Annotated in this window: 33 protein-coding genes; 25 read left to right on the top strand and 8 right to left on the bottom strand. The window is 65.5% G+C overall.

The window, feature by feature from the left end:
* Positions 1 to 634: 634 nt before the first annotated feature.
* A complete protein-coding gene (locus RLT57_RS21155) occupies positions 635 to 1,372 on the bottom strand; it encodes a hypothetical protein (protein ID WP_311298853.1) in 738 nt (245 codons plus the stop codon).
* A 625-nt stretch (positions 1,373 to 1,997) separates the two neighbouring features.
* Here RLT57_RS21155 and RLT57_RS21150 point away from each other — a divergent pair.
* The 3 genes from RLT57_RS21150 to RLT57_RS21140 are packed head-to-tail and all read left to right on the top strand — an operon-like array spanning position 1,998 to position 3,056.
* On the top strand, positions 1,998 to 2,438 hold the full coding sequence (locus tag RLT57_RS21150) for a hypothetical protein (protein WP_311298852.1): 441 nt from the start codon (positions 1,998 to 2,000) through the stop codon (positions 2,436 to 2,438).
* Positions 2,435 to 2,704, top strand: a complete 270-nt coding sequence (locus RLT57_RS21145; protein WP_311298851.1) for a hypothetical protein — start codon at positions 2,435 to 2,437, stop codon at positions 2,702 to 2,704. The genes RLT57_RS21150 and RLT57_RS21145 overlap by 4 nt, the downstream gene beginning before the upstream one ends.
* A gap of 7 nt (positions 2,705 to 2,711) precedes the next feature.
* Complete coding sequence (locus RLT57_RS21140; protein WP_311298850.1) at positions 2,712 to 3,056, top strand: hypothetical protein; 345 nt, start codon at positions 2,712 to 2,714, stop codon at positions 3,054 to 3,056.
* Positions 3,057 to 3,337: 281 nt separating this feature from the next.
* On the opposite strand, the gene RLT57_RS21135 is transcribed toward RLT57_RS21140, so the two are convergent.
* Positions 3,338 to 3,688 carry a hypothetical protein gene (locus RLT57_RS21135; protein ID WP_311298849.1) on the bottom strand — a complete coding sequence of 117 codons (351 nt, stop codon included), beginning with the start codon at positions 3,686 to 3,688 and terminating at the stop codon, positions 3,338 to 3,340.
* Between the two features lie 30 nt (positions 3,689 to 3,718).
* On the opposite strand from RLT57_RS21135, the gene RLT57_RS21130 reads away from it, so the two are divergent.
* From RLT57_RS21130 to RLT57_RS21105, 6 genes are all read left to right on the top strand, one after another.
* Positions 3,719 to 4,201, top strand: coding sequence for a hypothetical protein (locus tag RLT57_RS21130; RefSeq protein WP_311298848.1), 483 nt, complete (start codon positions 3,719 to 3,721; stop codon positions 4,199 to 4,201).
* Between the two features lie 180 nt (positions 4,202 to 4,381).
* Positions 4,382 to 4,630, top strand: coding sequence for a hypothetical protein (locus RLT57_RS21125; RefSeq protein WP_311298847.1), 249 nt, complete (start codon positions 4,382 to 4,384; stop codon positions 4,628 to 4,630).
* Complete coding sequence (locus tag RLT57_RS21120) at positions 4,623 to 5,036, top strand: hypothetical protein (RefSeq protein ID WP_311298846.1); 414 nt, start codon at positions 4,623 to 4,625, stop codon at positions 5,034 to 5,036. Before RLT57_RS21125 ends, RLT57_RS21120 begins: the two co-directional genes overlap by 8 nt.
* Before the next feature lie 147 nt (positions 5,037 to 5,183).
* Positions 5,184 to 5,354: a hypothetical protein gene (locus RLT57_RS21115; RefSeq protein ID WP_311298845.1), complete on the top strand. Its 171-nt coding sequence runs from the start codon at positions 5,184 to 5,186 to the stop codon at positions 5,352 to 5,354.
* Positions 5,344 to 5,673, top strand: a complete 330-nt coding sequence (locus RLT57_RS21110) for a hypothetical protein (RefSeq protein ID WP_311298844.1) — start codon at positions 5,344 to 5,346, stop codon at positions 5,671 to 5,673. The genes RLT57_RS21115 and RLT57_RS21110 overlap by 11 nt, the downstream gene beginning before the upstream one ends.
* Before the next feature lie 129 nt (positions 5,674 to 5,802).
* Complete coding sequence (locus RLT57_RS21105; protein WP_311298843.1) at positions 5,803 to 6,105, top strand: hypothetical protein; 303 nt, start codon at positions 5,803 to 5,805, stop codon at positions 6,103 to 6,105.
* Positions 6,106 to 6,167: 62 nt separating this feature from the next.
* Here the strand turns inward: RLT57_RS21105 and RLT57_RS21100 are convergent, their stop codons facing one another.
* A complete protein-coding gene (locus RLT57_RS21100; RefSeq protein WP_311298842.1) occupies positions 6,168 to 6,398 on the bottom strand; it encodes a DUF397 domain-containing protein in 231 nt (76 codons plus the stop codon).
* On the bottom strand, positions 6,388 to 7,284 hold the full coding sequence (locus tag RLT57_RS21095) for a DUF5753 domain-containing protein (RefSeq protein ID WP_311298841.1): 897 nt from the start codon (positions 7,282 to 7,284) through the stop codon (positions 6,388 to 6,390). Before RLT57_RS21095 ends, RLT57_RS21100 begins: the two co-directional genes overlap by 11 nt.
* A 205-nt stretch (positions 7,285 to 7,489) precedes the next feature.
* On the opposite strand from RLT57_RS21095, the gene RLT57_RS21090 reads away from it, so the two are divergent.
* From RLT57_RS21090 to fxlM, 6 genes are all read left to right on the top strand, one after another.
* Entirely contained in the window at positions 7,490 to 7,888 is a 399-nt protein-coding gene (locus RLT57_RS21090) for an ATP-binding protein (protein WP_311298840.1), read from the top strand.
* 58 nt (positions 7,889 to 7,946) lie between these two features.
* Positions 7,947 to 8,306: a hypothetical protein gene (locus RLT57_RS21085; RefSeq protein WP_311298839.1), complete on the top strand. Its 360-nt coding sequence runs from the start codon at positions 7,947 to 7,949 to the stop codon at positions 8,304 to 8,306.
* A gap of 590 nt (positions 8,307 to 8,896) precedes the next feature.
* Entirely contained in the window at positions 8,897 to 9,070 is a 174-nt protein-coding gene (locus tag RLT57_RS21080; RefSeq protein ID WP_311298838.1) for an FxLD family lanthipeptide, read from the top strand.
* Positions 9,071 to 9,180: 110 nt separating this feature from the next.
* Positions 9,181 to 12,159: a lantibiotic dehydratase gene (locus tag RLT57_RS21075; RefSeq protein ID WP_311298837.1), complete on the top strand. Its 2,979-nt coding sequence runs from the start codon at positions 9,181 to 9,183 to the stop codon at positions 12,157 to 12,159.
* On the top strand, positions 12,152 to 13,291 hold the full coding sequence (locus RLT57_RS21070) for a lanthionine synthetase C family protein (RefSeq protein WP_311298836.1): 1,140 nt from the start codon (positions 12,152 to 12,154) through the stop codon (positions 13,289 to 13,291). The genes RLT57_RS21075 and RLT57_RS21070 overlap by 8 nt, the downstream gene beginning before the upstream one ends.
* Positions 13,292 to 13,301: 10 nt before the next feature.
* Entirely contained in the window at positions 13,302 to 14,498 is a 1,197-nt protein-coding gene (gene fxlM / locus RLT57_RS21065; protein ID WP_311298835.1) for a methyltransferase, FxLD system, read from the top strand.
* Here the strand turns inward: fxlM and RLT57_RS21060 are convergent.
* From RLT57_RS21060 to RLT57_RS21045, 4 genes are all read right to left on the bottom strand, one after another.
* On the bottom strand, positions 14,495 to 14,719 hold the full coding sequence (locus RLT57_RS21060) for a hypothetical protein (protein WP_311298834.1): 225 nt from the start codon (positions 14,717 to 14,719) through the stop codon (positions 14,495 to 14,497). The two genes, fxlM and RLT57_RS21060, sit on opposite strands and share 4 nt — an antisense overlap.
* Before the next feature lies 1 nt (position 14,720).
* Positions 14,721 to 14,984 carry a hypothetical protein gene (locus RLT57_RS21055; protein ID WP_311298833.1) on the bottom strand — a complete coding sequence of 88 codons (264 nt, stop codon included), beginning with the start codon at positions 14,982 to 14,984 and terminating at the stop codon, positions 14,721 to 14,723.
* On the bottom strand, positions 14,985 to 15,512 hold the full coding sequence (locus RLT57_RS21050; RefSeq protein WP_311298832.1) for a KTSC domain-containing protein: 528 nt from the start codon (positions 15,510 to 15,512) through the stop codon (positions 14,985 to 14,987).
* 63 nt (positions 15,513 to 15,575) lie between these two features.
* Entirely contained in the window at positions 15,576 to 16,595 is a 1,020-nt protein-coding gene (locus RLT57_RS21045) for a tyrosine-type recombinase/integrase (RefSeq protein WP_311298831.1), read from the bottom strand.
* A 103-nt stretch (positions 16,596 to 16,698) separates the two neighbouring features.
* Between RLT57_RS21045 and RLT57_RS21040 the strand changes: the two genes are divergently transcribed.
* The 10 genes from RLT57_RS21040 (at position 16,699) to RLT57_RS20995 (ending at position 24,660) form a co-directional block, all read left to right on the top strand.
* Positions 16,699 to 18,252 (top strand): terminase large subunit domain-containing protein, encoded by a 1,554-nt coding sequence (locus RLT57_RS21040; protein WP_311298830.1) that lies wholly within the window; start codon positions 16,699 to 16,701, stop codon positions 18,250 to 18,252.
* 68 nt (positions 18,253 to 18,320) lie between these two features.
* A complete protein-coding gene (locus RLT57_RS21035) occupies positions 18,321 to 18,716 on the top strand; it encodes a hypothetical protein (protein WP_311298829.1) in 396 nt (131 codons plus the stop codon).
* Entirely contained in the window at positions 18,716 to 19,423 is a 708-nt protein-coding gene (locus RLT57_RS21030) for a hypothetical protein (protein ID WP_311298828.1), read from the top strand. Before RLT57_RS21035 ends, RLT57_RS21030 begins: the two co-directional genes overlap by 1 nt.
* A 178-nt stretch (positions 19,424 to 19,601) precedes the next feature.
* Positions 19,602 to 20,024 carry a hypothetical protein gene (locus RLT57_RS21025; RefSeq protein ID WP_311298827.1) on the top strand — a complete coding sequence of 141 codons (423 nt, stop codon included), beginning with the start codon at positions 19,602 to 19,604 and terminating at the stop codon, positions 20,022 to 20,024.
* Positions 19,990 to 21,195, top strand: coding sequence for a phage portal protein (locus RLT57_RS21020; protein ID WP_311298826.1), 1,206 nt, complete (start codon positions 19,990 to 19,992; stop codon positions 21,193 to 21,195). Before RLT57_RS21025 ends, RLT57_RS21020 begins: the two co-directional genes overlap by 35 nt.
* 59 nt (positions 21,196 to 21,254) lie before the next feature.
* Positions 21,255 to 22,082: a hypothetical protein gene (locus RLT57_RS21015; protein WP_311298825.1), complete on the top strand. Its 828-nt coding sequence runs from the start codon at positions 21,255 to 21,257 to the stop codon at positions 22,080 to 22,082.
* An 82-nt stretch (positions 22,083 to 22,164) separates the two neighbouring features.
* Positions 22,165 to 23,307: a N4-gp56 family major capsid protein gene (locus tag RLT57_RS21010; protein WP_311298824.1), complete on the top strand. Its 1,143-nt coding sequence runs from the start codon at positions 22,165 to 22,167 to the stop codon at positions 23,305 to 23,307.
* A 72-nt stretch (positions 23,308 to 23,379) separates the two neighbouring features.
* A complete protein-coding gene (locus RLT57_RS21005; RefSeq protein ID WP_311298823.1) occupies positions 23,380 to 23,772 on the top strand; it encodes a hypothetical protein in 393 nt (130 codons plus the stop codon).
* 112 nt (positions 23,773 to 23,884) lie between these two features.
* The gene (locus RLT57_RS21000; RefSeq protein WP_311298822.1) at positions 23,885 to 24,169 is read left to right on the top strand and encodes a hypothetical protein; all 285 of its coding nucleotides are present in this window, start codon (positions 23,885 to 23,887) and stop codon (positions 24,167 to 24,169) included.
* Positions 24,169 to 24,660, top strand: coding sequence for a phage tail fiber protein (locus tag RLT57_RS20995; protein WP_311298821.1), 492 nt, complete (start codon positions 24,169 to 24,171; stop codon positions 24,658 to 24,660). Before RLT57_RS21000 ends, RLT57_RS20995 begins: the two co-directional genes overlap by 1 nt.
* The last annotated feature ends 1 nt before the right edge of the window (position 24,661 follow it).

Raw genomic sequence — 24,661 nt, 5'->3', positions numbered from 1 at the left:
GCGTCGCCTGCTGGAGCAGGCTCCGCCGACAGCTCCTTCGTGAACTCGCCGCGCGGTCAGACGGATGCAGGCCGCCGTGGTTGCTGGTCCTCGCGAGACGGGGACTGATCGTGTGGAGACTGGACGCCGTTTGAACCCGTCAGTGCGGGCATGAGCGCGAGGGCCCGCCTCCCGAGGCGGGCCCTTCGCGTTGCTCGTTCATGCTGGCGGAGGGCCGGGACGTAGCCAGTCCCGACCCCCCTGGGGAGGTTACTCGTTCCTAAAACGAGCCCTAAGAAGGGTTGTCCACCCATCAGCTCACGCCGGCACATTTAAGGCTCCGAGTCCTATTGAAATCGCCGCGCCCTGCCATTGGACCACCCCGGCATGAAGCGCCAGGGAAGGGATTCGAACCCTCATCTCGATGATGTCGCTCGGGCCGGTCGATCCGGCGCTTGGTGGCGTGCTTGAAACTGGAGCGAGAAATTCAGTTTTCAGGGTTGGTTTGCCTCTACCTGTTGGGCTACTCCGGCATGTGTGCCGGACGAAGGACTCGAACCTCCACTGGGACCAACCCGTGTGCTCAATTTCAGGCGGTGAGTTTCAGTTTGCGCTCCTGCGCACCCGCCGCACGCCGGCGACGGGGGTCTGTGGGTTACGCGGCGAAGAGGTAGTTCAGCAGCGTCGCACCGGGCCTCTGGTTCGTGACGACCGTGGCGTTCGCTTCTTCGCGGGCGTACTTGATCGCGTCGCGGACGACTGCGAGGCGGTTGAGGAGTTCTTGGCGGCGGGTGGCAGGCAGGGCTCCGGAGAACTTCACCGTGGTCCAGGTGCCCACGGGTACGTCCTCGTAGTAGACCTCGACCTGCGCCGGGTGCTTGTCGGTGGCCGGCGCCTTGACGTGGTTGCGGGGCACCTTCTTGGAGCGCACCGTCTCGTACGCGGCGGTTCGCCAGACGCCGGCCTGCTCGTCCCACTGCCACTGTTCGGACGGGTCGAGGACGGGCAGTTTGTCGACGAAGGTGTGCAGGCTAGTGAGCTGCTTTTCCAGGAAGAGCAGGTATGTCACGGGTACGGCTGCGAGGAGCACCTGGTCGCCGATGCGGATGTCTGCACGAGCCTCACAGTTGGCCCAGTCCTTGGTGGCCGTCACGTCGTAGAACGGCCTGAGACCGGTGAGGGCCTGGTCGATTGCGTCGTCGGCTCGGAACTGCACCCGAGTGGATTCGGCAGGGAGGATTTCGCCCTCTTCGTCGCGAGGGCGATAGGTGCGGGTAATGCCGGCCAGCAGTGGTGGTTTCTGGACCTGGTGGTGGGCGGCCGTAAGAGCGCCGTACGCCTCAGTTTTCCGGGTCTTCTCCACTGCGACGACCTGGCTCAGTCGCGTCGTCATGGGTGGGACGTTATGCAGTGGTCGAGGTCTCGCGCAATTTGATGGGGGGCCGTTCGGGTGATCACGTGACAGTTTTTTCTCTTATTGCTGGTGAGGAGGCCGGTCTTCTGGGGGGACTTGCTCCAAACGGGGAGCGTTCCCTTCGAGTGCGAGCGGCACCGCTCCGGCCACCGTTGGGATTGCCGTCCGACCAGGGACAGGCTCGCAGTTCCTCATGGCGTGCACGGCGCCAGTCCAGCCGGGGGGCGAGCATGAGGTCGCGGACACGCACCGTGTTCTCATGCACCGCTTGTCTCGCGATCGGAGCAGACAAGACGCCCCATCTTGGACATGGCCACCGGCGGGTACCTGCTCGGAGCGTGATCCCGAGGGATCATAGGGGATGTGTCACCCATTCGAGTGATGCACTGACAATTTTGTGAATCCTCCGTGACTCCCGGCGGCGATTGTGTGTTGATGGATTCGCGGTGCACACGGCGGAGTCCCGGGCCTCTTCTAAAACTCCCGGGGCTTCGTCGTCCACGCCGCATCCCGGACCGGCTCGGTGCAGAAGCGGCGTCGCAAACCCCCCCTTGCGAGCGCCTGCTTCTGCACCGGGCCCTTCATGTTGAAGGGAGTCTCCGAAGTGGCAGTCGACCCTCTCTGCGTTGTCTCACTGGGCCCCTCGGGAGTGCCGTGCACCTACGGCCTCGATGGACAGCCGGTGACACTCCGAGAAGCAACATGGCTCATGGCCGGCGTCGAGCGGCGCACTCTGTACAGCTCCAGCCTGCGGCTCGCCACGGGCGAGTGGGTCACCGTCCGCACCCTCGGGCTCGTCTTCGACCCGGACGCGGCGACCGAGATGGTGGTGGCGGAGGGCTACCGTCCTCCGGTCTGGGGGACTGCCCTCTACACGCCGGCACCGCAGAACGCGCTCCTGGAGGTGCTCTGCACGTATAGCGATCCGGACGAAGCCGTGCGCGAGCACAAGGAAGCCATGTCCATGATTGCGGTTGGCCTCAACGAGGCTGATGCGGAGCCTCGGTGGGCGGGGCGGCTGTCCTGGGCAGGGCCGGAATCATGACGTTCCCCGTGCTTTTCGTGCCGGCAGTCGAGGATGACGATCAGGGGCTGGTCCTTGAGGTAAACGGGGTGGCTCCGGAACCGCAGAGCCGCCGGTGGTGGCTCCTCACGACGCGGGGCGACGCCTTCTGCCTGCCGGCCAAGCTGTGGCCGTGGGCGATGGAAGTCGACGCGCAGACTAAGCGGCGCGAGCTGCGCATGCCGGCTGTCTTCGCCTTCCGACTGGTGGGCGAAACGATGGCAGCCGACATAATCTCCCGGTCTTGAACGGTAATTGGAGCTGAAGGTGCAGACGCCTCTCACCGGTACGAACCTCACGCGGCTGCTGAACGACGTTCGGAGCCTGCGCGTGTTCAGCATCGACGACGGCTACACCCGTCGGCGGACACAGCTCAAGGCCGTGCATGCTGACGCAGCATCGCGGCTGGCCTGGATCGAGACGCACAACGGGACATGGCGCCTCCCACAGGAATTCTTGCCGTGGGCGCTGGAGGTGGATGATCACGCACTGGCTGTCCTCGGCCACGGCGAGGTCTTCCCCTGTACCGCCCTCTTCGAGCGCCTGCCGAGCGGCCCGTGGGAGGTCGAGATCTTCCCGGGCGAAAACTCGTTCTCATGATAGGCGGGCGCCGCACCCCGGGCTCTGGAGTGCGGCGCGTTGTCGTGCGCGGGCTTCCCGGACTCTCGCGTCCACGCCGGAGTTCCTGGGACCTTACGCATCCGCAGTCCGCATGACCATTTCGACATCGGCGTGTTGGTTGCTCCACCGCCAGCGGGCTCCGTCCCAAACGATCACCTGCGTGTGGGATGTACAGACGCAGCACCGGCCGGGGTCGATGACGGGGGCCGAGGCGAGTTCGGCCAGCGCCTCGACGATGCAGCCGCACGCCGTTGGCAACGTCACGGCGCCGGCCTCTCGTCGCACATGGCCCGGGTCCAGTGCCAATAGCCGCACGGGCACAGGCGCATCACATGCGTGTCGTCGCCGAGCTGGTAGACGCAGCGGACCGACTGCCCTACCGACCAGGTGTCGACGGGGTGGTACACGGCCCACCCGCGCAACGAAGCGCCGCAACACCGCATCCACCCACCGCCCTTGATCTGGGGCGGCGTGTATCGCTCGGGAGTGAAGTCCTCCTGCGCCGGGAAGAAGTCGCGGCAAACACCGCAGAAACCGTACTCCATTTGGGTGGCTTCGATTTCGTTGTTGCACTCCGGGCATTGGCCCCGCGGAACGAGTTGGGAATTCATAGGGCGAGAGTAATGGCTACGATGCGCAGCATGACGGAAGCACTGAGTGTCGGAACTGACTGGCGTCTCCTGGGATGCGCCTACGTCAAGTTCTTCGTCGCCCGAGACCACCGCAACCAACGCCTCCTTGAAAGGCACCCTCACGACCTTTCCGCAAGCATGGGCCGGTTCGCGTTCGCGGTCACCGAGGAGGTCTTCTTCCCAGCAGTCTTCGGGGTAGAGCCGCTCTGCTCCTATCAGGTTGTCGACGACCTCCGTCGGCGCAATCCCGACTTCGGCGCAGCGTGGTTCCGACGGTGCCGCTACCGGCGCCAGGCCCAGGGCGTCGCGATGTGCCCTGTTCTGCGATCGCGGCATGTCGCCATGGAGGTATCCCGCATGCTCCTTACCTCCTGGGCCTACACGAACCACCCGGTCGACGGCCCGGTACGACTGCGTGACATCGTCACGCCAATGCTTTCGGATCTCTGCGCGAAGCTCTGCCATTCGAGTGAGCACCCCACAGATCCGTGACAAAATAGAGCGTACGGCGTTTGCGTCTCTGTACGGTGCTCCTGGGGTTCCCGACTCTCGAAATCTCCTCGTCGGTCGGCGCCATCCCCCGCCAGGGAAACCGCGCACAAGAGCCCTCCGCTGACCCTGCCGGCGGAGGGCTCTTGGTTTTTCTGTCCAGCCACGAGCGACTGAGGTGTCATGACCGAGAAAATGCGAGCACTCCGCGCTCTTTTCGACGCCGGAGAGTGCACCGTCCTCGAAATCGTGGACGCCACTGACATCCCGTCTGGCCGCGCCTTCGCCGCGCTCCAAGCCCTCCTTCGCGACCAGCACGCGGTCAGCGCACCGAGAGACGGACACGCCCGATACACCATCACCGAAGCCGGCCGCGACCACGTCAACGCCTGGGGTAGCAGCCCGACCGGGCAGGAGACTAACCGTGTCTGACGACCTCAGCCTGCCCATCCCCCAGGCCGTAGAGCTGCTCCGGGGACTGATGGAAGTGCTCTACCTGTCGCCCGCGTGCGCCTCGGGCAACCACAGCCGCTGTGACCAGGTGGACCGATTCCGTTCCCTGGTGTGCTGCTGCCCGGAATGCGAGCACGCCGACCTCGCGGCCGGCCTGCCGGCCGGTGCCGACGTTCCGCTGCTCCACCTGGCGGCGACCGAGGCCGAACAGCGAGCCAGCCACGTCTACGCGCCAGGCGAGCAGCTCGGCATTCGCCAGGATCTCCACCGCTCCCTCACCAAGACCCTCGAAGAACGGACCCGCTTGAGCGAGACGAACCGCCTGGACCTCGCCGTGCAGCTCGGGATCTCGGCCGTGCTGGTCTTCGCTCCTCGTGCGCTATAGCTAAACAACTACGCCGTTCGAGTGGTGGCATAACAGTTCTGTAGAAGCCTCTGACAATTCACTCGGTCGCCCACACGTGTCGCGGTCCGCCCTTTCACGCCGGTAGCGAGTATAGGCGTCAACGCCGATCAGAAAGGGGCCACCCTAATGAATGACTTGACGCCCGTACCGGTGGCCGGCCCGACGAGAACCGTTGTGGCCGGCCTCCTTCTCGGCACCACGCGCGACGTCGAACTCGTGCTGCGCATGGGCTGGGAGGCGACCCCAGGCGGCCTGGTGCTCCCCGTTCCGCTGATGGCGGTGCGCCGTGCCCAGTGACCAGGACGGCGGCCTCACCGTCTACCGAGAGCGCGCCTACCTGCTGGGCGGCTATGTGGGGATGTTCGGCGGCGTTTTCGCCTTCAACGACCGCAAGACTCCGAACTGGCCAGTGCTTTACATCGAGTCGCCGAAAGGCCAGCTCTCCTGGCACATCCACCCCGACGACAAAGACGTCTTCGATGGGTTGAACGTGCCGATGGTTGACGGCTACGCCTGGGACGGCCACAACACGGCGGAGAAGTACCTCCGCATCGAAGCACTGAACCTGCTGATCCCCAAGATGACGTACGCGAAGCCAGAATTCGGTAACCCCTGACCAACCGTCGACAGAGGCCCACGTCCTGCAATCCCGAGCCAGGACGTGGGCCTCCCCATACCTGCGATTACCGCCAACAATTTCCTTCCGGCCACCGTGGACTACGTCCTACCGAGAGGAGGTCCCGTCATGCCCCTCGTCCGGAGGCCCAATCCCGCCTGGCAGGCATACCAGGAGCTGCTTCCCGGCACTCCCACCGGCGGCCCTCGAAGCTCGCTCGCGGCCGGCTGGCCCACGGAGCTGCCCGACCCCCGCCCTGGCGCCACACCGGCTCTCGAAGCCGCCTCGCTCCCGCGCCTGAGCGCCCAGCCCGGCACGTCGCCCGTCCGTGGACGGCCCACCCGAGCGCAGCTCGGCCTCGGCACCGCACCCACTGGCGCCCCGTCGACCACCAACGGCCGCAGCAGCGTCTTCTCGATGCCCACGTACTGACGACGAAGGCCCGCTCCACCGGCCTGAACAGTGGGAGCGGGCCTTCGTCATCTCCGGGCCGGTCAGATGTCGAACTTGCCGGCCTTCACGTCCAGAAGGAACGCAGTCATCTGATCTTCGGTGAAGCGGAGGTCTCCGCCAGCCGGGTTCTTGGAGTCTCGGATCGCCCTGCCTCCAGCGAGCTTACCGATTTCGACGCAATCGGAGCCGCTGCCGTTGCCCGAGAACGACGACTTCACCCAGGCGTCCTCGGGAATCTCCTGCGCCATGAGGTTGCTCTTGTCACGCTGCACGGGTTAGCTCTTTCCTTCGCGTTATGATCATTTCCAGCGACTCTTCAGGGGATAGTGCGTTGGACCGAAGAACATCGTAGGTGCGCCGGAACTCGCGTACCTCGCGGGCGTCCTTCGGGACCTTCCTGAATGTCATACCCGTCATCGAGTCAACGGCCGCAATCGGTTTCTCGTCAGCTCCGTTGAACTCAAGAATGTGAAACATGTAGACCGGAGTGGCGCTCGCACCAAATGGCACTATCCGCATGGAAACGCCCCGTTTTGCGTCCACGATCAACGAGTCGAGCTGCGCCGCCATGACCTCGGCGCCGCCAACGAGCTGGTGCAGGGCACCCTCACTGAACAGCGCCTCGACAGAGGGCGGTTGGCTCTTTTCGAAGATCTCGCGGCGCTTCATGCGTAGCTCGACGGATCGCGTCACGCTGTAGTCGCCCCGTGGGCTTCCAGTCTGGGCGAGGGTGAGCGCTTCCGCGTACCTCTCGCACTGGATGAGTGCAGGAAATGTGTTCGCGCTGCACGTCTTGACCAGACGGGCGGCGTCCTCCCATGCCACGAACTGCAACAGCGACTCGGGGAACTCATCGTCGAATTCGGCGTAGCGCCCCTGCCCGATAGCCATGCCCTCACGACGCATCGTGTCCAGACGGACGGAGGTCTCCAAGTCGACATGCAGGGCACGAAGAATGATCGACCACTCAGCGTCATCAGGCCACGCGGTTGCCCGCTCCAACCGTGAGTAGCGGTCGACCGTTTCGCGGCCCATGGCTCTCGCGACGTCGATCTGCTTGACCGACTCACCCTGGGGCGTTCGAGCAGCGATCCGCGCGGCTTTCAGCGCTTCCGCGAACCGCTCCCTGGCGACCATGGCAGCCGTGTTGACCGACATGTCTCGGCTCCCTTCGCCACCGGTCTGGACACTGCGCAGCGTAGCGCGCGGGCCTGCCCTGCGGCACTTCTGAGGGTATTTCAGCCGAGGGGCTTGCGATCGCACCTGCGATCGCACCACACTCGGCATCACGCACCGAGCGGGATACGTAGCGATGCGTGCTCATCTACGTGGTTGGCCCACAACCACGTTGTTGGAGGCTGCCATGCACACAGATCAGCACGGAGCAGATCGAGAAGAGGTGGTTTCGACCACCTTCGCCCGCCGACCGGAGACCGTCGCGGCTGCCCGAGAGTGGGCCGTGGAAGTCTACGCGGCTTTCGGCGGCCTCTTACGCGACCTCTGCGAACTGCTGGTGAGTGAGGTGGCAACCAACGCTGTGGTGCACGGCGCCGGCGACGAGTACCGGGTCACGGTGCATCCCGATCTTCGAATCGAGATCTGGGACGCGTCGCCGGCGAAGCCCCGCAGGCGGCACTCCACCGAGACCTCAATCGGTGGCAGGGGACTGGAAATGCTTGCCGCATGGGCGCCGGGCTACACGGTGTGCGCCGACGAAGAGCTGGGCGGAAAGTCCGTCTGCTTCGAGCCGAAGGGGTGGTGAACCGATGGCCCTCCTCGCAGAGTCCGGTCTGCGCCTCTCCGTACTCGATGACTCCGACGTGGCTGGAAGTGAACTTGCCGGGCTGTCCGTTCGCCTCGATGTGCGAGGCCGGCTGCTCGAACCGGTCGACGGTGTCGAGATAGCCGACTTCAAGGTCTACCTGGACACCGCGTCGTTCACCGACCTGACACAGCAGGTTCGTGCACTCCAGTACTCGCTCATCCAAAAGGCCCGTCGTCGGGCCGAAGAGGACTCCTCGCTCGTAGCCGAGGGGACGGCCGCCTTGCAGGAGATGGCCTCTCCAGACGCGGCGCCCCCTACCGAGGCCCTGCTGGAACGTGTCGTGGGCGGACTGCGTACGTGGGCACCCGCCGCAAGGCCGACAAGAGACTCCTCGACGGCATCAGGTGGGCCCTGATCCGTCGAGGTTGCTGCGAACGCGTGGCCCGTGGGGGGTGGCGTTCGCAGCGTGCATGGCCCGGCTAGTCCAAACGCCCCCGGGCCGGGCCGTGCACATCACCCTCGCCGTGCAACCGGCTCGGCGGGGGTGACCGAAGACTGCGGCGGAAGGGGTGGGACGCGACAGGAGCGTTTCACTTTGACTTTCCAGGAAGTGCGCGTAGGAAAGTCCCCTTCTGCCGCGATGGGCCCGGTCGGTGTTTTGCGCCGTGCCGACCGGGCCCTTCTCCTGAGCCTCTCGACGTCTCCCGCGAAATATTTCAGACGCTCAGCGATGTCGATTCTAAGAGAGGATGCCCCCGAGAGCGGGAAGTAGCGATATTGCAGCTATGTTGTCTGGACTGACCTCATTCGCGCGACTCTTCACGTCGCAGGTCAGTCCAGCTATTGGCATGCCTAAAGCATTTCAACAGCATGTACATATGCCAATTTTGATGCAGGCTCAATTCCCTCTTCCCATGGCCGAGTCGGGGTACTAGTTTTTTCCCAGGCGAGCAGGAATACATTTCCCCTCGCTAAACGATCAGTCGCTACATCGGAGGTATCGCCTTGTCCACTGCGACCGAGACCAAGCCGGTCAGCACCACGATCAACAGCACGACTACCCCCCCGGACGAGTGGCAGCTCGACATCGCCATCACGGACTCGCCCACCGTCGTTCCCACCGACTGCGGCACCGGTGACGGGTGCGGCAGCACGTGCGCCTCGGCGTGCGCGAGCTGACACCTGAGCCGAGCGAAGGCTGAAGTCCGTGCGGGGCGGGGAACCGCCCCGCACGGGCAGGGCAGAAGGGAACCTCGATGTCTCGGGCCAGATTCATCCGAAGGGGCGACGTGCTCCTCGTTCGGGCCGCCGTGCTGCCGCTGGACGCCCAGAGCATCCGCTGGCCGGCCGAGAACGACCAGGCGGACTGCCGGCGTTGGCTGGAGGAGGTCTGGGCCGTTCCGCCCTTCTCGGAGGCCGTTCGATCCGCCACCCCTCGGCTCGCCCAAGCCGTGGACGGCGTGCTGCGGGGCGAGGAAGTCTCGGCCAAGCAGCTCCGCAAGATGGTGCACGCCACCGCCAGGTACTTCCTGCGGGCAGCCGGCCGGCCCACTCCGTTCGGGTTGTTCGCCGGTGTGGCCACGGCAGTCTGCGGACCGTGCGAGGGCATAATCGGCGCGGTGCACAAGCCCCTCGCCCGGCCAGACACTCTGTGGCTGGACCACGTTCGCCGTGGGCTTGTGTCTCGGCCAGACGTGGTGCCTCATCTGCGCTTCTGCGTGAGCGACTTGGCCGTGCGGCGCGGCGATGTCCTCGACATGCCGCTGTCCGGCGGCCGGCTTGCAAGCACGCGAGTTCTCCGACCCATGGCCGCGCTCTTGGACCTCGCCACAAGCCCGGTGATCGGGAGCGAAATCCTCGACCGACTGTCGGCGTTAGGGGGCACCCCCGCTCAAGCGGCGAAGCTCCTCACCGATGCGCTGGAAGTAGGCGCGCTGACGAGCGACCTGTCTGCGCCCATGACCGACACCGATCCTCTCGGGCACATGCTTCATGTGCTCACGCCGGCGTCGGCGGACCTGAAACCGGACACGGTGGCCCTGCTCGACGAACTGAGCCTCGTGCAGCGCTTGTTCGTACTCCACAACTCCGCCCAGTCCCCTGTGGCGGCGAGGAAGCTGCGGGAGATGGCAGCCGCCAAGATGACCGGTATCTGCGACGAGGGCCGTACGCGGCTCAGTCTCGACCTACGGCTGAACGCCACCGTCCGCGTTCCCCAGGTCGTCCTGGAGGAGGCTGAGCGCGCCGGGGAGGCACTTCTCCGCCTGACCAGGAATCTGCGGGAGCAGCCGATGTGGTCCAGCTACCACGAGGTCTTCTGGGAGCGGTACGGCGCCGGCAGTCTCGTGCCGGTCCGCGATGCTGTCGACCTGGCCGCCGGAGCAGGTCTGCCGGCGGACTTTCCCATGTCGCCGCTGGCTGAGCCCCCTGTACGAGCGCTGCCGCGCGATGAACAGCTCCTGCGCAGAGCGTGGCAGGCCGTCATGCACGGGGCCGAGGAAGTCCTGCTCACAGACGCCGATATCGACGAACTGTGCACCGCAGACCTCGACGAGCTGCCGATCGTGCCGCACATGGAAATGGGGATGCGCGTACTCGCGGAATCGCCGGCCGCAGTCGACCAGGGAGACTTCACCCTCGCCGTTCGCCCTGCGTGGAGCACCGGGACTCTCTCAGGCCGTTTCGCCGTCACGCTGGACGGCGACAGCATCGGGGCTGCCTACGGGAAGCTGCCGACGCTGGTCGACGGCGCGCTCGCCGCCCAGCTCTCCTTCACCCCGCCGCACCCGCACGCCGAGAACATCGGGCGCATTCCCGCGTTCCTCCCCTACGTGATCCCCGTCGGCGAGCACCGGGAGCCGGCCGACAACGTGATCCCGCTCGACGATCTCGCTGTGATGTCCACCGGCACGCGGATGCTGCTGGTGAGCATGTCGCGCCGCCGTGTGGTTGAGCCCGTCGTGCTGCACCCGCTGGCCCTGGAGAAGCAGGCCCCGCCCGTCGCCCGGTTCCTCGCCCTGGTCGCGCGCAGCTTCGCCGGCGCCTGGACACGCTTCGACTGGGGACCGCTGACCGTCGGTATGCCGTATCTCCCCCGGGTCCGCTACGGCCGGTCCATCCTGTCGCCCGCCCGGTGGCACCTGGGGGTAAACGACCTGCCCTCCGCTGGATTCGGGCCTGCCTGGCACGAGACCCTGTCCGAATGGGCCCGGACGTGGAAGTGCCCCTCCCGCGTGGAGTTGTATTCCGACGACCGCTACCTGCGGCTTGATCTGACCGAACCGGTACACGCGCATCTGCTGCACGCCCACCTCCGGCGCCAGGGGAGCGCCGAGCTGGTGGAGACTCCACCTGATCAGGAACTAGGTTGGATCGGGCATGCACACGAACTCACACTGCCCATGACGTCTACGCGCTCGCCGTTACCGCACCCCGACGTCGAGGCCGCCCCGGTGGTCCGCAACCAGATGCTGGCGCCGCCGGCGGCTGCCGAGCAGCGGTGGGCGCAGGCCAAGATCTTCACGCACCCGAGCGTGATGGATCAGATCCTCACCCGTCGGCTCCCGGAACTGCTCGACTCGTTGGGCGGGCCGGCGTCCTGGTTCATCCGCTACCGCACATCGCAAGAGGACGACCATCTGCGGCTGCGGATTGCTCTGCCTGAACCTGACGCCCACGCCGCGATCGTCGAGGCCCTGGCGGACTGGGCCGGGGGGCTCCAGCGCAGCGCGCTCGCCTCCCGGCTCGTTCTCGACGGCTACCGCCCCGAGTTCGGCCGCTACGGCACCGGGGACGCGCTCGGAACTGCCGAGGAAGTGTTCGTCGCGGACAGCGAGGTCACCCGGTACCTGCTCGCCGATCTGCCCAAGGTCGACCGCCGGGTCCTGGTGGCCCTCGGCATGATCGACGTGGCGAGAGGGCTGTTGGGGGACATGGAAGGTGCCCGCTGGCTGGCCACCAGTGCCGCCGACGCGGCCGGCCGGCAGGAAGTCACGCGGACGGTACTGGACGAGGTCCGCGTCCATGGCCTCGGTCCACGCTCTGGGTGGCCGGACCGGATCAACGCCGCGTTGCAGCGACGTCGCGCCGCCCTTGCCGCGTACCGCGCGCAGCTCGACGGCCGGCCCGTCGGTCCGGTGCTGGAGTCCCTTCTGCACATGCACCACAACCGGCTTATGGGTCCAGATCGGGAGGCGGAGGCGGCTTGCCGGCACGCGGCCCGGCAGGCGTGCCGGTCTGTCGTCGCGCGGGGGGCTGCCGATGAGTGACGTCACGCACGACTTAGGGCGGGGCTTGCCCGGGTCCGTCGTGTATGAAGCTGCGCTCGCCCGGGTCAGCGGTCGGTGGGACGCCGCGCACCGCGCGGCACGCACGGTGGCTTCCCAGCCGGCCGCTGGCCGTCACGAGAGCGCTGGGCTGTTCTACGGAGCCCCGGCGGTTGCGTTCGCTCTGCATACCGCCGGGCATCCGGCGTACCAGTCCGCGCTCGGTCATCTCGACGAGGCGCTGACCGATTTGGTGGCCGCACGGCTGTCGGCCGCCGATCAGCGGATGGAGACCGGCCGGCCGGCCCGCATGCGGGAATACGACTTGATCAGCGGCCTGACCGGGTTGGGGGCGTATTTTCTGCACCGGGGGTCGAGCCCCGAGTCGCTTCACGGCGTGCTGCGCTACCTCGTACGGCTTCTCCAGCACCCGCTCAATGTCGACGGTCACTTGCTACCGGGCTGGTGGACCTCGGACAGCCCCACCACCCGGCCCGAAGACGCCGTGCCGGCCGGACATGGGAACTTCGGTATGGCTCATGGCATCGCCGGTCCTATTGCGCTTCTGGCCCTGGCCGGCCGAGCCGGGCACACCGTACGCGGACAGTTCGAAGCTCTGGCGGCATCGTGCCGGCTCTTGGAGAAGTGGGCGCAGCCCGTGCCGGGCGGCGGCGCGGCCTGGCCCGAAGTCGTCGACCGCGAAACGTGGTTGACCGGACCGGAGCCCCGGTTCCGCGCGGGCCGGCCCTCATGGTGCTACGGCACGCCGGGCATCGCCCGAGCGCTCCAACTGGCCGCGCTCGCCTGCGGCCTGGACGGCACGCGGCGCCGGGCCGAGGCCCTGCTGGACGCGTGCCTGCGTGATTCCGACCAGCTCGCACGCGTTACCGACTCCTCTGTCTGCCATGGCTGGGCCGGGCTCAGCCTCGCAGCCGACCTGGCTGCCGCTGACGCAGATGCCGACAGCCCGCTCCGCCGTACGCTGCCCAGCCTCGCCGCCCGCCTGGAGCAGGTTCCGATGCCCGAGGGCACGGGGCTGCTCACCGGCTCTGACGGCGTACGGCTCACGATCCACACCCTCACACCTCCCCGCCCCGTTGCATCAGGGTGGGAGACCTGCCTTCTCCTCAATTGAAAGGGAACCTGTGAACAGCACGTCCGCAATCAACGATGCCCGCAATCAACTCGTTGACGAAATCGTGGCCGCCCGTCCCCTGCCGGCCGCCGTCGAATTGGCCATGCGCACCGTCGCGCGTGACAAGCACCTCCCGGGCCTCGACCCCGAAAACGCGTACACCGACGAGGCCGTGAGTATCAAGGACAACCCCGGCGGTCCGCTGCCGCTGTCGCTGGCCTCGGTACCGTCCATCGTCGCGATGATGCTCAAGCAGCTCGACGCGCAGCCCGGCGACCACGTTCTGGAGATCGGCGCGGGGACCGGCTACAACGCCGCGCTCCTGGCCGAGATCGTCGGCGCACACGGTGAAGTCACCACCGTGGACATCGAGCCGGACGTTGCCGTGCACGCCCGGAACGCGCTCAACGCGACCGGATACGAGCGCGTCACGGTGATCGAGCGCGACGGTCTCAAGGGAGCCTCCGAGAACGCGCCGTACGACCGGATGATTGCCACCGTCGGCCTCTGGGACATCCCCGACGCCTGGCGGGAGCAGCTCGCCGACGGCGGCCACCTCGTGGTGCCGTTCCGCTGGCGCGGCCAGACCCGATCCGTCGCCCTCACCCGCCACGGCGACACCCTCATCTCCGACGGCATGGAACTGTGCGGCTTCGTACCCATCATCGGCCAGGACGGCGAGCGCGTCGCCGAACTCGCCGACGGGACAATCCGCCTCCACCACGACCAGGACCAGGCGGTCGACCGGGCCCTCCTCGCCGACGCGTTCTCCGGGCGTCTCACGGAAATGTGGGCGGATGCCCGCGTCGGCCGCGAGGAGCCGTTCGACGGGATCTGGCTGCGCGCCACCGTCTCGGACAACACCGTGTGCCGCCTGGAGGTCACCAAGGAGGCCCTCAGCGCAGGAGTGCGCCGGCCGGCGATCCCATCACTGAGTCCCGCCCTCGTGGTGGGCGACTCCCTCGCCTACATGATCCTTCACAGGGAGGACGCGCATCCGGACAGGCCCTGGCGTCTCGGTGCCGCCGGCTACGGGCCGGACGCGGCCAGCCTGGCGCGCAAGTTGGTGGCCCACATCGACGCCTGGGGCGCCGAACGCGAAGCCGTGCCGACCATGACGATCTACCCTGGCGACACTGCGCTGGACAGCCTCGCCGAGGGGCATGTCATCGAGAAGAACACCAGCGTTCTCGTGCTGGGCTACTAGGCGCCGGCCATCCTCTCCCTGATGGCCTGGAGAGTGGCGAGAGCCATATCCCACTCCCCCAGGTCGTCGTCGAGGTACTCGGTCGGGTTCTCGGCCACCCGCATGCCGTAGGCCCAGATGCTGATGCTGTACTCGCGGGCCGCGTCGAGGGTCATCTTGCCGATCCGTCGGCGGGCTTCGTCCAGGTAGGGGTTCTCGGGCTCTCGGCGGGTCTTGAACACATCAACTCTCCGACGAGTCAAAGTAGTTGGACAGAAGACGGCCCTCGGAACTGAGAACAGCAGTAGGACGGGCGCCCAGAGCGTCCGTGAGGGCCTGGTGCTCGTCGTCGGCGCGCGAGGTCCAGCGGCCGACGACGAAGCCGCGTGTGCCGAGCCGGTAGACGGTGACTGGCTCGGCACGCCGGTAAGGCGGGATGGTCTCCTGGTAGTACGCGCGGTAGCGGCGGGGCCACTCGCGCCGGCAGTGGGTGAGGGTGATCAGCATTTACCAACTCGCAGGGGTGTACGGCTTTCCGTTCAGGCTTGAGTTGATGTAGCGGCCCGGCGACCAGTTGTCCCGGAACGTCGCCCACTCCTGCGGGCTGACGTTGTAGTACTCGTAGCCGACGCCGTCCGCGTACTCCTCCGGACCGGTCCTGCGGCCTCGGAAACGTACGAAGAGCGTCTGGCTCTCGTCGTCGTAGCCGGCCGCCAGGGTTCGAGGTCGCGGAGGATGGCTCGTGTTGGTCGGCCGGGTCGTCAGAAGCTGCTCGTCGTCCCACAGCCACTGCGCCCTCCGCAGCGCCTCGCGCTTCTCGGGGCTGAGATTCCGGGATGCGTCGTCGATCGCCTGGTTGATCTGCGCGCGTGAATACCCAGGACGCGAATCTACATCCGGAGTGCGCGGCTGCTGGCCGGCTCCGTAGAACTCCTGCTCGCGGATTGTTCCGTACGGGGTGGCACCTGAATTCGTGGGACGGTTCCGCGCGGCTCGGGGGTTCCGGGGCCCGATTCGCCTTCTCCTGGGCGGCATGGCAAACCCTCCTCTGCTCGGTACGAAGACCGTATGCAGGGAGGGTTTCTCGGTGATATTCAGTTACGGCGCCTGTGTCCTCCAGTCGATGCCGTACGGATTCCGGTGGAAGCCGGACGGCAGCCGAGCGGCATTTCGGTAGCCGAGGGTCACGGCCAGGTCGTGGTGGTCGTAGAAGGTCATGACGCGGTCGACGGACGGCTGCGCAGGGTCCACCAGGGACAGGGTGATAGACGTGGCGCGGCCGTCGTGGGGCGAGACATTCAGGCCGCAGCGCTCGCCGGCCTTTTTGACCATCCGCCACAGACCGGAGGAATCCAGGCGGGTGTGCTCCAGCGCGCCAGTGTCCTTGTTCCGCGTGCGCCGACCCGTGGACATGATGAGGGGGCCGCTGGTGCGTCCGCCGAGGAGTTCGTCGATCAGCGGGTTCAGTGGGCGGGGGACGTCGATGTCCTGCCAGCGGTTCTTGCCCTTGCGGCGGAACCGCAGCATGCGCCCCCGGGGGACCTGGTAGAAGTTCTCGACGTCGATCCGCTCGACTTCTTCGCAGCGCACGCCAGGACCGAAGAAGAACCCGGTCGTGACCGCCGCCCGGATGGACTCCTCACGGGCCGCCGCGACGATGTCGTGGATCTCCCACGGCAGCAGGATCATCCTCTTCTTGCGGGCACGGGGGTCGAGCTTGATGCCCTTGACGGGGTTGGTGCCCCGGAGCTGGTGGGTGATGGCGTACCCGAAATAGCTGCTGAGCGCGTCGTACTTCGCCTTGAGGCTCGGCACTTCGTACGGCAGGGAGCCACATTCACTGACGCATGGCCCGGGGTGGCCGTCCCAGTGCTCCGAGGTGAGGTAGTCGAAGTAGTCCTCCAGCTCGGGCAGGCCGGCCTCCTTGAGGATGTCGATGCCGGAGTAGTCGGTGTAGCGGGTGGCCCACTCCATGAAGAGGTCGGCGTAGCCCCGGTACTTCCGGAAGGTCTCGCCGCTGCTGTGAGTCTTCGCCCAGCGCTCGTCGAAGGTCGCGAGGTCGATCTCAGTCGTGCTGGCGCGGCGGGCGCGGTCGGCCCAGGTCGGCATCGTAGACATGAGGGCACCCTAGCGTGACAACGCACAGGTAGCAGTGAGCTACCTTGCATTGTTGCGTGATCAGGATTATTCGTCCCATATTGTCCGACTTTAGTTTCAGCGGATGGGGACGCCGCTGGACGCTACCGAGCACGAGCTGACCCTTGGCCTGCCCGAGGAGCCAGAGGCCGTGCCGGATAGCGCCACCACCGACGCGGCGCTCGTCTCGGACATCATCGACAAGATCATCATCGTCATCGACGAGCTGAGCGGGCACCCCCTGCGGCCGTACCAACTCCCTTTCGCCCGACGCATCTTGGAGTCCTTGATCCTTGAGGACTCCGCGAAGCTGACCGCGCTGTGGTCACGCCAGAGCGGGAAGTCGGAAACCGTCGCGGACGTCATTTCCGGTGCGGCCATCATGCTGCCGAGGCTTGCGCAGGTCTTTCCCGACCTGTTGGGAAAATTCCGCGAGGGACTGTGGGTCGGCGTCTTTGCTCCCACCGACGAAATGAGCGAGACGCTCTTCTCTCGTATCGTCGGCCGGCTGACCTCCGAAAGAGCGGCAGACATACTCGCCGATCCAGAGATCGACGAGAAGCTGGTGGCGCGCGGAAAGGTTCTGCACCTCAAGCGCTGCGGCAGCCTGATCCGGAAACAAACGGCACACCCGAAGGCCATGATCGAGGGCCAGACATACCACCTCGTCGTCATTGATGAAGCCCAGGCCGCCGACGAAAAGGTGCTCAACAAAAGCATCGGACCGATGCTTGCCAGCACCGCCGGCCTGATGGTGATGACGGGGACCCCCACCTACACGAAGTCGGGGTTCTACGAGCAGATCCAGAAGAACCGCCGGAATGCCACCAGGAAGGGCCGCAGACAGGATCACTTCCAGGTCGACTGGAAGACGGTTGCGAAGCATGTCCCGCGTTACAAGAAGTTCGTGCAGAGCGAGATGGACCGGCTCGGCGAAGAGTCCGACGAATTCAAACTTTCTTACCGGCTGGTCTGGCTCCTTGACAAGGGCATGCTCGTCACGAGCGACCGTTTCGACGCCCTCGGTGACACGTCCATGCGTGCGGTCCAGGAATGGCATCGCTCCCCTGTCGTTGTCGGCATCGACCCTGCCCGGAAAACGGACTCCACCATTGTCACGGTCTGCTGGGTCAACTGGGATTACCCGGACGAGTACGGGAACTTCGAGCACCGCGTGCTGAACTGGCTGGACCTTCAGGGCATGGACTGGGAGACCCAGTACTACAGGATCGTGGAGTTCCTGAATCACTACAGCGTATTCGCTATCGGGATCGACTCCGGCGGTCTCGGTGACGTCGTTGCGAGCCGGCTGCGCGTCCTGATGCCATACGCCCAGATCCTGGACCTCAAGAGCGACAGAACCAGTCAGACCAGGCGCTGGGCTCACATGATGGACCTCATGTCCAAGGGCTTGGTCGTGTGGCCGGCACACGCCAAGACACGGGCCACCAAGAACTGGCGCAATTTCAGGCAGCAGATGGAAGACGCCGAGTTGAACTATCAGGGGCCCCACATCATCGTCGCCGCCCCCGAAGTGGATGCAGCCCACGACGACTACGTTGACTCACTCTCCAACGCCCTGTACTTGACGGCGGACCTCACCATGCCCGAGGTCGAAATGCACAACGCCCCCTGGTAGCAATTATCGGGTCACAAAAACACGCCCGTAGCGTCCTGGTGAGACGTCTCATCGCCGGGAGGCACACCATGGCGAACAGCCCGCTTGCCCCGGACCCCGCATTCCAGGAGTCCGCAGACCGCTTCTACGAGACGAAGCACGCAGAGAACACCGCGCGGCGCGGCCCCCTCCGTTTCCAGGAAGGGGTTTCGACCGACACGGATATCCCGAACGAGTTCGGCAAGGGAGTCATGCAGGGGTACCAGACCCCCGCCGGCCGAATGAATCACAACATGAACGTTTTCGAGAAGTCGCCGGAGGAGACGATGCGCGAGCGTGCGCACGTCGGGTCCGCGAGCTGGCCGGAGGCCCCGACCTTCATCCAGGAAATGGCGCAGGGCGCTTCCGAGCCCGCCCAGTCCTACTCGCAGGTGAACCGTGGCGAAGGCCACAGCCAGCGTCGGAATTACGCTCGGGTCGACTGATGACAAATCCCGGCCAGAGCACGCCATGGGGGAAGATCCCCATTCCCACCGAGGGCAAGACGCCGGATATCCCGGTGGACCTGGCGGCTGTCGCCGACCCCATCGACACGCTTCTCAAGAACGTGATCGGTGGGGCTACGGCGCCCACGGGGCCGCTCAGCCCCTCCCTGATCGAGGCGTCGGCTTCCATTGGATCGCTGAACAGCACCCAGTCCTCACAGCAGTCCGCGATCACCACGATGCAGGGGCAGATCACGGCTCTCAGCGCCGCCCCGTGGGCTGTGGCGACGTCGCGGACGGCCCTCTTCTCCCTGGCCGGCAACGTCAAGACGCCGACGCTCGTCCACTCGTACCAGGTGCCCACCTTCACGGAGCGAAGGCTTCTGATCGCGCACTCCACCATCTCGGTCGGCTGGACGGACACCACCGCCGCCGCAGTGCGCGCCCGTATTCAGCTCCGTGCCGACGGCGCCACCACCTACGTGGACCGCAATCAGTTCATCGCCAACGGAACCGACCAGACCATGCACCTCCATTTCATCGAGACCGTCGAGGCTGGCAAGAGCGTGCGGGTCGGAATCTCCCTCGATATCTACGGCGCCGCCGCGTCCTCGAAGGCGATCCAGACACAGGAACTCAGTCCGCGCATGTACCTGATGGCTCTGCCCTGGACCGGGCCCACGGTGCCTCAACTGGCACTTATCTGATCCCGGACAACGCAGAGCGTCCATCGCACATTCGGAAAGGAGGTGATGCCCATGTCGATCGCCTTTGCATCCCCCAGCATGCGAGCCGCAGCCAGCGACCTCTCCATCAGTGTCTCTCCGCTCGGCCTCGTCGAGTTGGCGGACGAGGAGTTCGAATTATGACGTCCACGGCCCCCGCTTGACGCGGTACTCGAATCACTGGGCTTGGTACCTCGGCTACCACTGGGCGTACAAGCGCGAAGCCGGCGAGCCCAACATCACTATCAACTACACGGGCGCGTTGAGCCGGTACATCACGAACTTCACCTTCGGCAGGGGCGTCCACTTCCAGTCGGAGAAGCGTTACGAGCACATCGTCCCGGCCCTGCTGGACCGGGTATGGACCGTGGACAACGACAAGAAGTCCACGCTCTGGCAGATGGGGGAGAACGGCTCCGTCGCAGGAGACTGCTTCGTCAAAGTCGCATACGAACCCGCTTGGTACGACTCGGCAGGAAACGAGCATCCCGGTCGCGTGAGGATTCTTCCGCTAAACGCTGCACAGTGTTTTCCGGAATATCACCCACATGACCGGGACCGATTATCGACTCCTCCGGTTTAAGATCAAATACAAGTTTTGGGGTACTTCCCTGGAGGGCACGCGCGCCGTCTACACGTACACCGAGATCATCACGGATGAATACATCGAGGAGTACGTAAACGACGAGCTTCTCGACGCCAGGGAGAATCCGCTCGGCACCATCCCCATCGTGCATATCAGGAACATCGAGATATCCGGTTCGCCGTGGGGCCTCTCAGACATCGTTGACCTGATCCCGCTGAATCGTGAGTACAACGAGAAGTGCACGGAGATCAGCGACATCGTCAACTACCACGCGGCTCCCGTCACCATCATCACCGGTGCGAAGGCAAGCCATCTGGAAAAGGGTGCCCGCAAAATTTGGGGTGGGTTGCCCAAGGACGCGAACGTTTTCAACCTGGAAAACGGGGTCGACCTGAACGGCCCTCTCGCTTACCTGGAGCTGATCAAGCGGGCCATGCACGAGTTGACTGGTGTTCCCGAGACCGCACTCGGCCAGGCCCAGGCGATCTCGAACACGAGCGGGGTGGCCCTGAGTATTCAGTTCTTCCCGCTTATGCAGCGCTACAGCCTCAAGCAGACGAATTACACCCACGGGCTGCGCCGTATTAACGAACTCGTCCTGCGCACTCTCTTCCTGTACGAGCCCGAGTGCCGTGTCTACGACCCGAACACCCAGGGCATCCGCGTGTCCGACGACCAGCCGCTCGTGATCGACCCCCGCGACCTCGGGGTCTACAACACCACAGTCGACTGGCCGCCTCCGCTCCCAGTCGATGTTCTGGTCAAGCTCAATGAGGTCCAAGCCAAGCTCGCATTGGGTCTGGAATCGAAGCGCGGTGCACTACGAGACCTCGGGGAGACCTTCCCCGGCGAAAAGATGCAGGAGATCTTCGACGAGCGGCTGACCGAGGCTAAGGAAGACGGCGCGCTCGAATATATCAAGGCGCAAATCGCCTCAGCTATCTTGCGCAAGACGGGATTGCCGCCGGAAGGTGTGGAAAGCCCGCCTCCTGCACCTGCCGCTTCTGGCTCCTCGGGGTCCGGAAACGCAGGAGCGACAAGCGCTGGCCCGCTTCCCGGAGTACCGGGAGTGGGTCAAGGCAAGGACACCGAATCGGTTTTGAGTGAACTCGTGACGCTGTCGAAGGGCACCAAATTGGCCCAGCGACGGAACCCGGAAAACGACTGAACTGCCCGCCAATCATTCCTACTCGTTCAGGCGGCTTCACCAGCCTGGAGTGAACCACCGTGGCACCAAACCCCGCACCCAACGGTCCGCAGGAGACGACCCCCGGCACGCCGGGCGGCCCCGCGACAGGTACCGCCGTCACCCCCGAGGGGACGGTTACCGTCCAGGAGCCGGCCAAGCCGCAGTCCGCCGGGCAGGAAACCCGCTTCACAGCAGCCGACCTGGAGCGCGTCCGCCAGGAGGAGAAGGACAAGCTGTACTCGCGCCTGACCAAGGTCGACGAGCGCAGCGAGGCCCTGGAGGCGGAGCTGAAGCGGCTCCGCGAGGACCGCCAGGCCCGGGAAGCCGAAGAGGCCCAGCGCCAGCAGGCCGAACAGGACGCGGCCAAGACCAAGGCCGAATCCGAGATGAGTGCGAAGCGCCTTCTGGAGGAGCGGTCTTCAGAGTGGGAGCGCAAGTTCGCGGAACTCCAGAAGGAGCGCGAGCAGGAGCGGGCGGCCCTCGCGAAGGAGTCGGAGTACAACGCTCTCCGTGCCTACATTCAGGAGCGGGCGGGCGCCGAACGCGACCACATCGCTCCCGAACTCGTCGACCTCATCGCCGGCAACTCGCAGGAGGAGGTGGACGCGTCGATCGAGCTGCTCAAGAACAAGACCTCCCAGATCTTCCAGTCGGTCCAGTCGGCACAGGAGGCCGCCCGGTCGCAGATGCGGGGCGTGGCCGCCACTGGCTACACCGGCAACGGTCCCACCGATGGTGAGGCCGGCACGCGGACTCTTTCGGCCGAGGACATCAAGAACATGCCGATGAGCGAATTCGCGAAGTACCGGTCGCAGCTTCTCGGAGCAGCGGCCAACCAGAGCAACAATCGCGGCATGTTCGACTGACCGCGACCACCAAGAAAACCAGACAGACCGCCTCTCATTCCCACTCATCTCGGCGGGGCCCTGACGGGATGAGAGGTACATCGTGGCAAGCGGAATCACGGGAACTCCGGTTCTCTCCCCCACCCCGACCGCCTATCAGGCGGCGAACTCCAGCATGCTCACACCAGCAATTCAGCATGTCTGGTCGAAGGAAATTCTGTTTCAGGCGATGCCGGTGCTTCGCTTCGAACAGTTTTTTGTGAAGAAAACAGAGCTTGGGACCGCTCCGGGCCTTTCCGTATCGTTCATGCGATACCGCAGCCTCGACGGCGCCCAGCAGCTCGTAGAAGGCGTCCGCATGGAGACGCACGCGCTTTCCGCTGAGCAGATCACCATCACCGTCGCGGAACACGGATTCGCCATCGCGGTCACGGAGCTTTTGCTCAACGCGTCTTTCGATGACGTCATGGCGAGCGGCGCCCGTCTTCTCGGACGCAACATGGCGACATACCTCGACTCCATGTGCCGCGATACCCTTCTCGGCGCCCCGTCGGTCCTCTACGGATACGACAAGATGGCCACCTGGTCGGCCGGCGCACCGCGCACTCCGCTTTCTCCCTACGACCGGGGGATGTTCGCGGATTCCGAAGCAACCCTGACCACCAACGGGGGTTTCTACTTCACGGCTGCGCTCGTGAAAGACGCAGTCGAGACGCTCAGCAGCCGCAATGTCCCACGTCTCGGCGAAACGTACGTGGCATTCATCCATCCTCATCAGTCCCGGCGACTGCGTGACGACCCCGAATTCATCCACGTCACCCAGTACGCGGCGCCCGGAAATTTCATGCTGGGGGAAATCGGGCGCCTCAATGACGTGGTCTTCGTGGAGACCACACAGGTATTCCAGGGCAACACCACGCCGCCCGCGACTCCGCAGCTCGGGACGAACATCCCGCAGGGAACCGCCCAGAGCTGGGGCGGTCAGCCCGCCCGGAGCGCATCCGGATCAACGCCCGCCATTCCGGCCGTGAATGCCCAGCCGTCGAATCCGAACGCCCCGTCGAATCCCATCTACCGTGCCCTGGTCATCGGGGACAACGCGGCTGGCCACGCAATCTCTCTGCCGGTGGAGCTGCGCGACGGCGGTGTTCTGGACTTCGGCCGTGAGCACGCACTGGCCTGGTACTCGATTTGGGGACTCGGACTCATCACGGACTACGCCGTCGTCCAGTGCGCCACGAACTGATCCACTCGCGTAAGGGGGCGGTGGCATCACGTCCGTCGCCGTCCCGAACTCAGTACTCGATTCGCTAGGAGAATGATCGTGCCCACAAATCCGCGCACGAAGCGAAACCCCCGTGACCACACCGGGAACCAGAAGACAATTCTGGCCGAACTGCACGCTGAGGAGCTGGCGAAGCGCAAGGACGAGATCGCCATGTTCCAGGCGCAGCAGAAGGCTGGCCTCGACGAGCCGATTGCCCTCGACGAGAAGGGCCGCACAATCCAGACCGTCTCTGAGGAGGCCGCGGAGGAGGGCCCTGTAGATATTCCTCCAACGACCGTGAATATCCGAATTGCCTGCGACCTCGAAAAGGTCACGATCGGACAGGGAACGGACTTCGATTTCAAGGAGGGCCAGGTGTACACAGTGCCACTGCACGTGGCGCAGCACCTGGACCGGCTCGGCTACGTGTGGCAGTGGCTCTGACGGAAGAGGAGTGCTCCTGATGGCGGCGCCCAGCAGTCTCAAGGAAACCGGTACCTCCCCTGAGAAAGGAGCGTGGTACTGCCTGCTTTCCGACCACGGCGACGGAGTCGGAATGCTGACGAAGAGTTTCCACTACGTCAGTCCGTCCGGCGCCGAGCATCGCGACAATCCTCGGCAGCTCTACGTCCTGGAGGTCGTCGAGCCAGCGACCTACGGCGTCGGCTACAGCTCCGAGGAATCGGTGCTGTGCATGTGGCTGGACAGCGCTCTGCCGGGGCGGCTCGCGGTCCACCACATCTCCTTCCCCATGAGCCAGTTCGTCGAGTTGGTCGCCGAGGGCGAGGAGCCGCCCGAGTACGCGGACCTTCTGGCTCAGCAGGCGGGCGGGGCGGGCTGATGGCCGCCTCGGGATTTATCGCTGCGCAAGGGGCTATCTCCGCCCTGGACCATCTCGCCGGCCGGTCGACGGCGCTGGAAGCGGAGTGGCTGGCCAAGACGCAGGCCGGAGATCCTCTGCCGAAGGCCACCTACCTGATGCTCCTGACGCAGGCCGTCACCGACACCCAGACGGACATGGCCACCCTGCTCGGCATCGAAGCGGCCGGCACCGGGTATGCCCGGCAGCCCATTCCGTGGTCGGCTGCGGCGACCGGCAACCGGACGGCGACGACGTCGGACCTGGTGCAGTTCGGTCCTTTCTCCGACCCCACCGGGCTCGCGGCCCCGGTGACCGGCGCGGCGCTGGTGACCCGAATGACCAGCTCGGCCGGCCAGCCCAGCGGGCTGTGCCTGATGGCCTGGAACCTCGCCACACCCATCACCACCTCCCAGAACCAAGCCCTCCAGCTCGCGGCCGGATCTCTGTCGATGACGCTGGCGGTGAGCTGAC

It is taken from the genome of Streptomyces sp. ITFR-21, from assembly GCF_031844685.1.
GTDB lineage: Bacteria > Actinomycetota > Actinomycetes > Streptomycetales > Streptomycetaceae > Actinacidiphila.
This window is presented reverse-complemented; position numbering and strand designations above follow the sequence as displayed.